10 protein-coding genes are annotated in these 12,548 nt (G+C 65.7%); 6 read left to right on the top strand and 4 right to left on the bottom strand.

All coding sequences use genetic code 11. The features are described from left to right. The 4 genes from JSV65_09990 to JSV65_09975 all read left to right on the top strand — a co-directional run. On the top strand, window positions 1-885 hold an 885-nt coding region (locus tag JSV65_09990), incomplete at its 5' end, for an ABC transporter permease (GenBank protein ID UCH32928.1). Window positions 886-899: 14 nt separating this feature from the next. Further along, the gene (locus JSV65_09985; GenBank protein ID UCH32927.1) at window positions 900-2,033 is read left to right on the top strand and encodes an ABC transporter permease; all 1,134 of its coding nucleotides are present in this window, start codon (window positions 900-902) and stop codon (window positions 2,031-2,033) included. 11 nt (window positions 2,034-2,044) lie between these two features. Further along, window positions 2,045-4,768 (top strand): DEAD/DEAH box helicase family protein, encoded by a 2,724-nt coding sequence (locus JSV65_09980; GenBank protein UCH32926.1) that lies wholly within the window; start codon window positions 2,045-2,047, stop codon window positions 4,766-4,768. A gap of 399 nt (window positions 4,769-5,167) precedes the next feature. Then, a complete protein-coding gene (locus JSV65_09975) occupies window positions 5,168-5,620 on the top strand; it encodes a hypothetical protein (protein ID UCH32925.1) in 453 nt (150 codons plus the stop codon). Between the two features lie 90 nt (window positions 5,621-5,710). On the opposite strand, the gene JSV65_09970 is transcribed toward JSV65_09975, so the two are convergent. Genes JSV65_09970 through JSV65_09960 form a run of 3 tightly spaced genes read right to left on the bottom strand, consistent with a single transcriptional unit; the run spans window position 5,711 to window position 9,122 of the window. Beyond that, entirely contained in the window at window positions 5,711-7,081 is a 1,371-nt protein-coding gene (locus JSV65_09970; GenBank protein UCH32924.1) for a hypothetical protein, read from the bottom strand. A 51-nt stretch (window positions 7,082-7,132) separates the two neighbouring features. Continuing rightward, window positions 7,133-8,083 (bottom strand): zinc-binding dehydrogenase, encoded by a 951-nt coding sequence (locus JSV65_09965; protein UCH32923.1) that lies wholly within the window; start codon window positions 8,081-8,083, stop codon window positions 7,133-7,135. Between the two features lie 37 nt (window positions 8,084-8,120). Further along, on the bottom strand, window positions 8,121-9,122 hold the full coding sequence (locus tag JSV65_09960; protein ID UCH32922.1) for a zinc-binding dehydrogenase: 1,002 nt from the start codon (window positions 9,120-9,122) through the stop codon (window positions 8,121-8,123). Window positions 9,123-9,444: 322 nt separating this feature from the next. Here JSV65_09960 and JSV65_09955 point away from each other — a divergent pair, with 322 nt between their 5' ends. Together JSV65_09955 and JSV65_09950 are read left to right on the top strand one after the other, a co-directional pair. Next, entirely contained in the window at window positions 9,445-10,497 is a 1,053-nt protein-coding gene (locus tag JSV65_09955) for an acetylxylan esterase (protein ID UCH36740.1), read from the top strand. A 9-nt stretch (window positions 10,498-10,506) separates the two neighbouring features. After that, entirely contained in the window at window positions 10,507-11,337 is an 831-nt protein-coding gene (locus JSV65_09950; protein ID UCH36655.1) for a hypothetical protein, read from the top strand. Between the two features lie 34 nt (window positions 11,338-11,371). Here JSV65_09950 and JSV65_09945 read toward each other — a convergent pair. Next, window positions 11,372-12,548, bottom strand: a 1,177-nt coding sequence (locus JSV65_09945; GenBank protein UCH36654.1) for a sulfatase-like hydrolase/transferase, incomplete at its 5' end; no start/stop codon positions are given.

Genomic DNA, 12,548 nt, shown 5'->3' with positions numbered 1-12,548 from the left:
GCGGAGGTTGACCGTGTGATAGACCGGGGCTCGGCCAAGGTGGCGCTGGCGATTCCGCGCGGCTACGCGCGCGACCTCGCGGCGGGCAGGAGCGCGCAGGTGCAGGTGATCGTTGACGGCACCGATCCGCGGACGGCGTCGCTCGCGCTGAGCTACGTATCGGCGATCATCCTGGGGTACTCCAACCAGATCACGCTGGCCGCAGCGTCGAGAGCGGGCGTGACCCGCGCGGAGACGCTGCAACCCGTGGACTTCCGGCCGCGCGTGTGGTACAACCCCGAACTCAGAAGCACCAATTTCATCGTGCCCGGGCTGATCGCCGTCATCCTGATGATGCTGTCGGCGTTGCTGACCTCGATGACCGTGGTGCGCGAGCGGGAGCGCGCGACGATCGAGCAGCTTGTGGTTTCGCCGGTCATGCCCTACGAGCTGATGATCGGCAAGCTCGTCCCGTACGTGATGATTGCGTTCGTGGATGTGGTGATGGTGACGGCCGCGGGGAGGCTGCTGTTCGACGTGCCGTTGCGGGGGAGCCCGGTGCTGCTGCTCGGGCTGTCCGGCGTATTCCTGGTCGCGGCGCTCGGCATCGGGCTCGTCATCTCGACCGTCGCCCACTCGCAGCAGGTCGCGATGACCATTGCGATCATGGCGACGATGCTGCCGTCATTCCTGCTGTCGGGCTTCGTGTTCCCGATCGCGAGCATGCCGCGGCCGATACAAGTCGTCACCTATCTGATACCCGCGCGATACTTCCTGGTCATCCTGCGCGAGATCTTCCTCAAGGGCACCGGCGCGGCGGTGCTATGGCGGCAGGCGGTGCCGCTCGTCGTGTTCGCGTTGGCGGCCATCGTCATCGCGGCCTTGAAATTCAAGAAGCGGCTCTAGGAGAATCGGCGGCAATGCTCTGGCGGCGCGTGCGACAGATTGTCAGGAAAGAGTTCATCCAGGTGCGGCGCGATCCGCGCATGCTGCGCCTCATCATCGTCGCGCCGCTATTCCAGCTCATCATCTTCGGGTACGCCGCGACGACGGACGTCAAGCACGTCGCGACAGCGGTGCTCGACAACGACCGCTCGCGCCAGAGCCGCGACCTGATCGCCCGTGTGGCGAACTCGGGGTACTTCGACCTCGACTATTATGTCACGCGTCCGCAACAGATCACCGCGCTGCTCGACACGGGGGAGGCGCAAGTCGCCATAGAGATCCCGCAGGGCTTCGCGCGCGACCTGGCGCAGGGGAAGAGCGCCCCGCTACAGGTCGTGGTTGACGGGAGTAATTCGACGACCGCCGGGGTCGTGCTAGGTTACGTCGCGGGAATCGTGAGGCGCTTCTCGGAGGACGTGCTCGAGGAGCGTGCCGCTGGGATGCGGGCGCGGATCGTCAGACTGCCGCGCGTCGAGGAGCGCACGCGCGTCTGGTACAACCCGGATCTCAAGAGCGTCAACTTCATGGTGCCTGCCGTGATATGCATGATCCTGCTCGTCGTGACCATGCTGCTCACGTCGCTGGCGATCGTCAAGGAACGAGAGATCGGAACGCTGGAGCAGTTGATCGTCACGCCGATCAAGCCGCGCGAGCTGATGGTGGCGAAGACGATCCCGTTCATCATCATCGGGTTCGTGGACGTCCTGTTGATTCTGTTCGTGGCCCGGGCGTGGTTCCGAGTGCCGGTAGCGGGCAGCCTGGTGCTTCTCCTCGTGTCCGCCGCCGTGTTTCTCATGACGAGCCTGGGGTTGGGTTTGTTCATTTCGACCGTATCGCGCACGCAGCAGCAGGCGATGATGACGGCGTTCTTCATCATGCTGCCTTCGATTATGCTGTCCGGGCTCATTTTCCCCATCGAGTACATGCCCAAGGCGGTGCAGGTCATCACGTATTTCCTGCCGCTCACGTACTTCGTGACGATCATCCGGGGCATTTTCCTGAAGGGCGCGGGCCTGGCGATATTGTGGCCGGACATTCTGGTGCTGCTGGCGATCGGGATCGCCATCCTCGCGTTGTCGGCGGCGCGATTCGTGAAGCGAATGGCGTAGTAGGGGCTAACATGGACTGCTTTCCGGCGGAGGCTCAATTCAAGTATCCCTGGCGGACGTACCAGGCGCGCGTGCTCGCCGAACTCGATGAGCACCTCGGGGACAACCGCCTGCACATCGTCGCCGCGCCGGGCTCAGGCAAGACTGTGCTCGGCCTCGAAGTGGTGCGCCGCCTCAACCGGCCCGCGTTGATTCTCGCCCCCACGCTCACCATCCGCGACCAGTGGGTGGAGCGCTTCGTGAACCTCTTCCTGCCCGAGACGGAGCAGCGGCCCGACTGGATCTCAACCGACGTTCGCGAGCCCGGCTTCGTCACCGTGGTCACGTACCAGGCTCTGCACGTCGCGTGCGCGGGCGGCACGGAGAGCGAGGAGGCTGAAGAAGAAGCAGGCAACGACCGATACGCCGGCGACGACGACCTGCGCGAGGACGCGCCGGTCGCGACCGGCGCTGCCGCCCGGCTTCTGCGAGAGCACCGCATCGGCACCATCGTCGTGGACGAAGCTCATCATTTGCGCAGCGAGTGGTGGCGGACGCTCCGCGGCGTGTGCAGCGCCATGTCCGACGCCACCGTGGTCGCACTCACCGCCACTCCGCCGTACGATGTCTCGCCCTTCGAATGGGAGCGCTACCGAGCGCTGTGCGGGCCGGTGGACGCCGAGGTGCCGGCGCCGGAGCTGGTCCTGGCGGGCGACCTCTGCCCGCATCAGGACTACACGTTCTTCTCGACGCCGTCCGCCGAGGAGGCGGCACGTATTCACGCGTTCCGCGCGGAAGTGGAGCGCGTGGTTGGGGCCCTCAAACAAGACGTGGAGTTCATCGGCGCGCTCCAGAACCATCCATGGCTGGCGGCGCCGGACGCCTCGTTGGAACGGATCCTCGACGACCCCGAGTATTTCTCAAGCATCGTCATCTTCCTCAACTCCGTGGGCGGGCGCGTGCCGCCGCAGGCGCTGCGGATACTCGGTGCGGCGGATCGAGAGCTGCCGCCGTTCGACCTGGAATGGTGCGAAGTCTTGCTCGAACGCTGCCTGTACCGGTATCGCGGGCAATTCGCCGATCAGGATGCCTTGCTCCAATCAACGGAGCGCGAGCTAAAGCGCGTCGGCGCGATCGAGCGGCGGCAGGTTCGCCTGCGCAGCACCGAGAGAATCAGAAGGATCCTGGCCTCCAGCATCAGCAAGCTCAACAGCATGGTCGAGGTCGTGAGGTTGGAGAGCGCGGCGCTCGGGCGCGATCTGCGCATGGTGGTGCTGACGGATTTCATCCGCGCGGCGGATCTGCCGGGCGGCCCAGAGGACATCAAGCCCCTGAATCGCATCGGGGTCGTGCCCATCTTCGAGCGGCTGCGCCGCGAAGGACTGGACGGCCCCAGCCTCGGCGCACTCAGCGGGTCGCTCGTCATAGTTCCTCGGCGCGCGCAAGATAAGCTCGTTGAGTGTGCTGCCGACATGGGGATCGCGGCCGAGCGAATCAACCTGACAGCCCTCCCCTATGACCCCGACTACCTGAGGCTCGAGATCGCGGGTGCGGAGGCGAGCGTCGTCGTGCAACTCGTGACGAGGCTGTTCTCAGCCGGCGCGATAACCGTGCTCGTCGGGACGAAGTCCTTGCTCGGCGAAGGCTGGGACGCGCCATCGGTCAACACGTTGGTTCTCGCCAGCTTCGTCGGGTCGTATATGCTGTCCAACCAGATGCGCGGGCGGGCCATCCGGACGCAGGCTGACGACCCCGAGAAGACCGCGAACATCTGGCACCTCGTGTGCGTGGAGCCGGACGCAGCCGAGCCCGGAGACGACCTGGAGACACTGAAGCGGCGATTCCGCGCCTTCATGGGTCCGGCGCTTGACGAGCCGGTCATCGAGAGCGGCATCGGGCGATTGGGGATCGGGGCCGCGCCGTACTCGGAGGTGCGTGTTCGGGAAATCAACCGGTGGATGATCGAGCGTGCCGAGGATCGCGCCGGGTTGCGGGAGGCGTGGCGCGAAGCCCTGCAACGCGGAACGCAAATGCGGACGGCGGAGGAACTGCGCGCCCCCGTGCTGTCGCTTCCCCGCGGCTTTGTCTTCGCCAACACAATCGCCGCGCTGTTCTGGGAGGGCGTGTTCATCGGCGGCTATCTCGCGCTGGACGTCGGGGAGGGCCTGCTGGACCTCGGCGCGCTCCCGCCGAAATGGTACCTGACGCTTGCGAGCCTGGCGTTCCTGCTCTGCGCGGTGGCCGCGGCACCACGCATGCTGAAGGCGTTGTGGTTGCTGGTCAAGCACGGCTCCATCGAATCGAGCATGCGGCAGGTCGGCGGAGTCGTTCTGCGCGCACTGACGCACGTCGGCGCGGTCCGGACGCCGGAGCACAAGCTTGCCGTGATGGCCGAGAGGGGGCCGACAGGGGAAGTCTACTGCGCGCTGGCGGGCGGGACGACGTACGAGAAGACGGTGTACCTCGATGCGCTGCGGGAAGTGCTCGACCCCATTGATAACCCGCGATATCTGCTGTCGCGGAAGAGCGTCCTGTGGAGCATTCACCGCCAGGATTACCACGCGGTGCCGGGCGTCATCGGCGCGAGGAAGGAGTTCGCGGAGTTCTTCGCGCGGGAGTGGCGCAGGAACGTCGGCGCGGTCGAGTTGATCTACACGCGGACGGTTGAGGGGCGGAAGGTGCTCCTCAAGGCGCGGACGGGGGCGATGTCATCGGCGTTCCGTCCGGCGTCGGAGCGGGTGAGCTGTTGGCGATGAGGCCGATCTGAGGTGCGTTATGACGAGCGCAGGAAACGAGTCTGCCGTGGTGCAACTCGCATCTTGCCGATGTTAGTGCGGTCTGAGTGTTGACTCTGACAGCGCCAGAGCTCATAATGCCGACTGACTGACCACCGGGTCTGGTCTCTTCGTGTGAGCGCGGCAATGAGAGCACCTCAAGAACGTGCAGCTGCTGAAGCTCCGTGGAACAGGTGGCTGGCCCCAGTTTCCCTCGTGCTCGGAGCACTTGGCTTCTGCGGGGCATTCCCTTTTCCACCGTTGTCGTTGGTCGCGATTCCTGGCCTTGTTCTCGGCGTTCTTGCTGAGTTGCAGATCCTGCGGGGCCGGGGGCGACGTTCTCATCACGGCACAGCGCTGGCCGGGATAGGCGTGTCACTGTTGACGATCGCGATCTGGACACCTCACCTGTTGCCGCAAAGACCCTATCGCAGTATGTATCGTTGCGCCAGCAATGAGAAGCGCCTGGCAGCGGCCATGCTCATGTACGCCGACCGGCATCATGATCACTTGCCCCCAGCCGAGAACTGGTCCGACGCCATCGCGCTGTATATAGCGGACAGCAGAGCCTTTGTCTGCCCGGAGGCCCGGGCCGAGTTATCAGGCTATGCGTTCAACCGAGCGCTGAGTGGGGAGCGGATTCAGGAGATCCCCGACCCGGGACGCACCATCATGCTGTTTGAAGGCAATCTCGGCTGGAATGGTTCCGGGACTGCGACCAGTCTGCCTGATGTGCCCCGCCACTTTGGCCAGGACGTGTTCGCCTTTGCCGATGGCCATGTGAAGGTATATCATCGCGGCGAGGCGCAGGGCAGCACATGGAACCCGGAATGAGCGTGAGAGGGCGCAGCCTGCTGCGCCCCTACAAGCATCACCCCTGCGGGGGCTGTGCTCTCCGCGGTTCAGATCGCATCCCCGCACCCCTCACGCGAACTGCGGAAGGAGACCGCGCGAGGCGGCGAGGAGTTCGTCGAGCATCTTCTTCGCCTGCTCGGGGACGATGGCCATCTCGTCGAGCAGCAGCGCTTGCAGCGCCAGGTTGCGGTCGCCTTTCGCCGCCGCGTCCACGACCAACTCCTGCCACGCGATCCGCTTCTGCAGAATACCCATCAGCGACAGCGGCGCCTCGCCGACCTGAATCCCGCGCACGCCGCAGGTATCCGTCACGCCTTCGACCTCGAGGATCGCATAGTCCGGTAGATTGGACACCACGCCCTTGTTCGGGATGTTGACGATCCTTACTTCCCGGCGCCCGGTGGCGATGGCCTCGATCATGCCCGCGGTGCCTTCGGCGCGGATCGGGGTCGTCGGCACCGGCAGGCCGCACTTGTCCAGCCGTTCGGCGAACTCGCTGAACTGCTGCTTGCGAAGGGCGGCCTCCTTTTGCGGCGACGACTTTCTCCGCCGACGCCTGCGCGCAAGTTCCGCGTAGCGCGGCCCACGGCTCTCGCCGTAGCCGTACGGCATTTCCATCGCATCGCTGACTTGCGCGAGAAACGGATAGAACTCCAGCGCGTGCCCGTCCTCCTGATAGACCAGACGATAGCCGTAGGCCTCCGACAGGAGTTGCGACATTTGCCGCCCGTGGGGCGGTTTGCTCGCCGCGGCCTTCCTCATGACCTCGGGATAGACGTCCTTGCCGTTGAGCCGGATGCGCGTGAACCAGTAGTAATGATTGGTGCCGATCCAGACGGTATCCAACTGCTCCGGCTCGACGCCGAGCAACTCGGCGACTTGCATCACGCCGTTCTGCACGCCGTGGCAGATGCCAATGACGCGCTCGATGCCGCCGTACTTGATCATCGCGCGGCAGAGCACGGCCATGGGGTTGGAGTGAGTGAGGAGCACGGCATCGGGGCAGCGCTTCCGCATTTCCCTGCAGAACTCGAGGTAGGCGGGGACGCTGCGCAGGCCCATCATCATGCCGGCGGGGCCGCCGGTGTCGCCGACGAGTTGGTAGATGCCGTAGCGCGACGGGATAAGGAGGTCCGCCGCGTGGGCGTCGGTGCCGTAGACGCCGCCCATGGTGGCGCCGGAGCCGCCGATGGAGGCGATCACGAAATCGGCGTCGTCGAGGGCATCCCCCAGCTTAGCGCACGCGCGGAAGCGCAGTCGAGTGCCACTCATACCCGCGAGCCGCTTGCCCAACCCGGCCATCAGCTCGGCCTTCTCCAGGTCGAGATCGTAGATAGCGATCTCACTCCCCGCGAGGCCGGCGGTAATGGCGATATCCCCGAGCACGCCGGCGAAGTACAGCCCCCCGCCGCCGAGACACGCGATTCTCTTGTGAGGCATGGACGAGACTCTCCCGTTCCGATGAAATCATGCGCCGCGCGGGCGTTCGGATTACTCCGCGCGGTAGAGGACCTTCAGGGCTTTCTGCTCCGCGAGTAGGGCCGTACCCTCGGCGAACCGGCTGAGCGGCAGCTCGACGGTGTTGAGCGGCGCGAGACGCACCGCTCCCGATCTGAGCAGCTCCATCGCGTACTGCGCCGCCTCAGGCGTGTGCCCTTTGTACCCGTACAGCGTCAGCCCGAAATGGCGCGGCTCGAATCGGTACGCGTCGTGCGGCACGCCGAAGAGCGCGACGCCCTTGCGGACAACGTCCAACTGGAACTGCACCGACGCCGCGCTGCCGGAGCAGTCAATGGCATAGTCCGCTTCGCCCCGGCCGATGAACCGCGCCCCGGCTTCGCTGTTGGGATCGTGCGCTTGGTCGGCGCCGAGGGTCAGTGCAAATGCGCAGCGCTGCGGGTTCAGGTCGAACCCGATGACGGTCGCGGCGCCGACCGCCTTCGCCATCTGCACCGCGATCATCCCGGCGGGCCCCAGTCCACCGACGGAGACGCGCTGTCCGGCGAGATCGGGCAGAGCGAGGAAGCATACGGCGACGCACATTGCCATCTCGAAGCCGGCCGCCTCGGCCGCGCTCAGCTCGGTTGGCCGCGGCAATAGGTCCGCGATCGGCACGCAGGCCTTCTCAGCGTAGTAGCCCGGCTTGTCCTCCCCCATGGTGCGCCACGTGACCACGGCATCGCCGGGCGCGAACCGGGTCACGTCAGGCCCGATGCTCTCGACGACGCCGGTCATCTCGTGGCCCGGCTGGCCGGGGACAATGGGGTAGTGCGGGAAGTCCGGGCGGTCGAAGATGTCGCGGCCGGCCATCATGGTGATATCCCAGTGCGGGCAACTGGCGACGGCCTCGATGCGAACGATGACTTCGCCCGCGCCGGCGACGGGGTCGGGGACCTCTATCAGCGGCGCGTGGCCAGGGGATTGGATCTGCAGGATTCTCATGTTTTTTCGGTCCGATCAGGAGATCGGCCCCTCGGTGTCACCAGTCAATGACCATCGCCAGGAATGGCTCGTGCCTGCGGACGAGCAGGTCGTATGCTTCCGCCGCGCGGGCGACGGGCCAGCGATGGGTGATTTTGTCGAGCACGCGCAGATGTCCTTTGACGATCCAGTCGAGCGTGCGCTCGAGGCGTCGGCGCGTCCAGCCGCCGGGCGCGTAGAGCGTGGCCTCGCGCGCCGTGAGCTGCATGTAGTCAATAAGATGACGCCCATGGATGTAGTAGCCGCCGGCGACGATGTGGCCGTCGTGCGCGAGGAAGCGCAGAGATGCGTGCAGGTCATCGGCGGTCGTCAGCGTGTCAATCACCACGTGGGCGCCGCCGGGGGAGAAATCGGCGGCGACCTGATCCGCATCCGTGAGTCGCGCGTTCGCGGTGCGGCTGTCGCCTCTGACCTCGAACGTCCGCAGGCGCTCGTCGTGACGCCCGATCAACAGGACTGCCGCGCCGCGGGCCTGGAGCGTCTCCGCCGCCCAGAGCCCCACCAATCCGTCCCCGACGACGATGGCGCGGGTTCCGTCGCTTACCGGCGGCCGCGAGCCGTGATTGTAGCCGACCTGGGTGAGAACGAGGCCGCTCGCCGCGACGGGATCGAGGCCGGCGGGGAGCTTCAGCACATCGTTGTGGTTCGTGATGCTGACGCCGACGTGGCCGGCCATGGGGAATTCGCGAAACGCGATCCGACCCAATGCCGCGAAGACCCAGTCGCCTTCAGCAACTCCGCGCACGTTGCGCCCGACCGATTCGACGATGCCGACCTTCTGATAGCCGCCGACCTGGGGGAACGGCGGCGCGTCCGGGTCGCCTTCGGCGCGGCCGTAGCCGCGTTCGCCGGCGAGCACGGAGCGCTCGGTGCCGTTCGAGATCATGGAGTGGCGCGTGAGGACGGCGACGTCGGCCGGCCCGGGATCGGGTATGCCGACCTCTTGGAGTTCGACGCGGTTGGGCGCGACGTTGACGATTGCGAGCGCCGTGCGGCTCATTCCGGTGTCCTTCGCAGGGACGCGACGTTCCTTGTGCAGCGTCAGATTCGCCCCGGCGAGGCCGCGTCCCTGCGCTCGAGTTCCAGAAGCCATCGGCGGCAGCGCACGCCGAACCGCGAGAAGGGCCGAGAAGCGCGTGCGGTTAATCATTGCGCGGAGGATCTCATTCCCGATGAGAGTGACACGCAGAGAGTTCCTCGGGAAGTCGCTGCGCACGGCGGGAGCGGTGACCGCCGGGGCGGCGCTGACGTCTCTAATCCGAGCGCAAGCGCTGGGGAACCAAGCGGCGCCACCCGAGAGCACGCGCAATGGGAGCACGATGATGCCGAAGCCCAGTTACGACTCCGAAGCACATTTCCAGGCGCTCTATGAAAGCGTCCCCCGACGGTTCGCGTTCAAGGCGAAGACCCCGGCTGAGCTGAAAGCGTGGCAGGGCAAGTTCCGGCCGCGGCTGCGCGAGGCGCTCGGCGTGACGAATATGCAGCGCGACCTCGCCGGACATAAACCCAAAGCGGAGAAGGCCGAGGCGACCGACCTCGGCGACTACCTGCGCGAGAAGTGGTATCTCTGGACTGAGCCGGACGTGCCGCTGCCGTTCTGGCTCCTGGTACCGAAGGGAGCGACCGGCAGGCGCCCGCTGGTGCTGACGCCGCACGGTCACAATGACCCGGACATTTACGTCGGCCTTCCGAAGAACGAGCAGCAGAAGCTAAGCATCGCGGAGGGCCAGCGCGACATCGCAGTACAGGCGGTGCGCGAAGGCTACGTCACCATCGCGCCGACTACACGTGGTTTCGGTGAGACGAGGACCAACCGGGACCGCGAGGAGGACAAGGGCTGTTCGTGCCGGACGGAACTGCTGCACGGGCTCCTGGTGGGTCGCACGGCGATCGGCCAGCGCGTGTGGGATATCTCGCGGTTGATTGACTGGGCGGCCAAGCGCGATGACGTGGACGGCTCGCGGATTGCGATCACGGGCAACTCCGGCGGCGGGACGACGTCGCTGTTCGCGGGGGCGTGCGAGACGCGCATCACCGTCGCGGTGCCGAGTTGCTACTTCTGCACCTTCGCCGGGAGCATCGGGACCATCCACCACTGCGACTGCAACTACGTGCCGGGCGTCATGCGGCTCGGGGAGATGTACGATGTCGCGGGGCTCATCGCGCCGCGCGCATTCTGCGCGATTGCGGGCAAGGACGACGGGATATTCCCGATCAAGCACGTGCGAGAAGCGTTCGCGCAGGTCAAGCGCGTGTACGAGGTAGCTGGCGTGCCGGAACGGTGTCGGCTGTACGTCGGCCAGGGCGGGCATCGGTACTACTCCGCCGGCGCGTGGCCGTTCATCAAGAAGTGGTTCGGCGGAAAACGTTGGTAAGGTCAAGCCGTGCGCGCTAATCCGCTGATCGTCCCGACGTTCCTGTTAGCAGGGATTCTGTTCGCGGCGGGAGCACAGAGTTCAGGCAGGGCTCGCCCCACGTGGGGCTCAGCGTTGGTGTTTCTCCTTGGCAGCGTTCTGGCCCTTCCAGGGCTCCTCATGGCCACGTACTACCTTCACCTATTCGACGACGCGCAATGGTTCTACGAGTTTCGGGCGCTGCCATACAGCGAGTTGACGGCGGGAGGCGCCGGCCTATTGGCGGGCTTTCTGTACCGCCGTTCCTCACGGTGGCGCGTGCCGCTGAGAACGATCGGCATGGCGGCGTTCCCCTGCGCGCTCGCGCTCGGCTTGCTCGTCCCGTACCTCAAGCCGATTATACTCCCGGTTGACTGGAACTTATTCCGTGACCGTTGGTCAGAGGGAGTGTGCATTCAGAGCACGAGCGCTTCGTGCGGACCGGCGTGTGTGGCGACCCTGCTGCGCGTAGCGGGTCACCAGGTCACGGAGCGGCAGATTGCACGGGAATGTTATACCTACGCGAGGGGTACCGAGAACTGGTACATGGTTCGTGCTCTAGAGCGCCGAGGGGTGCCTGCCACCATCGTTGTGAACGACGCCGCGGCGTTGCAGCTCCAGCCTCCGTGCGTCGCCGGCGTCCGATTGGGAGGTGCCCGAGGCGCCGGGCATTTCGTCGCCGTAATCGAGCGCACGCGGGATGGCTATGTGATTGGGGATCCCCTGCGCGGGCGGCTAATCATCGGAGAGCCGGAGTCCACGTCCGCGTACTATTTCACGGGCTTCTTCATCAAGGTGACAGCGGCCATACCACCGGGGTAGTCCGCAAGCAGTCGCAGCGCGATCGGCCCGCATTTCAACCGCCGTCGCGCAGAAAGCCGTGTCTCGCCGCGGCCTGCGACCACTCCGGATGCTCTTCCCGCGGGGAGCGCAAGTCCCACCGCCACGGCACCTGATCGCCGGTCTCGATGAACCACGTGGCCATTGCGGCGACGAGTTCATCGCGGACGCCGGCGAGCGCAGCGTCATCTATCAGATTGCCCACTTCGTCGGGGTCGTTTCTGAGGTCGTAGAGTTCATCGGTGTCGTAGAGGCGACGCACGTACTTCCATTCCTTCGAACGTATCATCACCGCTTTGCCGTGCACCTCGGGCTGGGTGAACTGCAGGGCCGGGCGCGACCAGTAGATGTTCTCGCGCGGGCGGTCGGTCTCGTGGGTATGAATCTCATCTTTCAGCCCGCCGCCTTCGCTGAAGACGTATTGCCGATGGTCGCCTGTCTCGCCGCGCAAGACCGGCAGCAGCGAGCGGCCGAAGTGGGTGTGGCCGAGTTCGATGCAGCAAGCCTCGGCCAACGTCGGCAGCAGGTCGATCAATTCCACGAGCGCTTCCGACGCAGCGGGCAGCGGCTCGCACCCCGGAACCCGAATGGCGAACGGCACATTAACCAGCGCGTCCTCGAACGTGTTCTGCATCTTCTCGGCGAGTTGATAGTCGCCGACGAAATCGCCGTGGTCCGAGGTGGCGACGACGACGGTGTTGTCCCACGCGCCGGTCTCCTGCAACGCGGCGACGATGCTTCCGAGATTGCGGTCGGTCTTGGTGATCATGCCGTAGTACACCGCGACCATCTCGCGCAATTCGTCGTCGGTGACCTCGTCCATGCGCATGCGCTGGTGGACCAGGGGCAGGATCCGCGGCTTGCCCGCGAAGCCGGCCGGCGGGCGAATCGGGAACGGCACCTGCGACCGATCATACATCGAGAAGTACGGCTCCGCGACGGCATACGGCGGGTGTGGAAATGTCTGATTCACCAGCATGAAGAACGGTTCGCTCGGCGGATGCGCGATAGACTCGACCGCTTGCTCGGCGACGTAGTCGTCGCTCAGGGATGGGCCGTAGTTGTCCGGCACTTCGCCCCAGAGAAACGTATGGTAGAGGCGGTCGCCGAGCTTCCAAGGCCCCCCACCGACCGTCTTGCGCCCGCCGGTGCCCTGAACGCGGCCGTGGCAGGAGAGGGCGATGACCTCCTCG

Source organism: Armatimonadota bacterium, assembly GCA_020354555.1.
GTDB lineage: Bacteria > Armatimonadota > Hebobacteria.
This window is presented reverse-complemented; position numbering and strand designations above follow the sequence as displayed.

Bases quoted from the DNA above. Each gene is read 5' to 3' on its own strand.
- JSV65_09965 (UCH32923.1), bottom strand. From the start codon at position 8,083: ATGAGAATCCTGCAGATCCAATCCCCTGGCCACGCGCCGCTGATAGAG.
- JSV65_09985 (UCH32927.1), top strand. From the start codon at position 900: ATGCTCTGGCGGCGCGTGCGACAGATTGTCAGGAAAGAGTTCATCCAG.
- JSV65_09980 (UCH32926.1), top strand. From the start codon at position 2,045: ATGGACTGCTTTCCGGCGGAGGCTCAATTCAAGTATCCCTGGCGGACG.
- JSV65_09970 (UCH32924.1), bottom strand. From the start codon at position 7,081: ATGCCTCACAAGAGAATCGCGTGTCTCGGCGGCGGGGGGCTGTACTTC.
- JSV65_09955 (UCH36740.1), top strand. From the start codon at position 9,445: ATGCCGAAGCCCAGTTACGACTCCGAAGCACATTTCCAGGCGCTCTAT.
- JSV65_09960 (UCH32922.1), bottom strand. From the start codon at position 9,122: ATGAGCCGCACGGCGCTCGCAATCGTCAACGTCGCGCCCAACCGCGTC.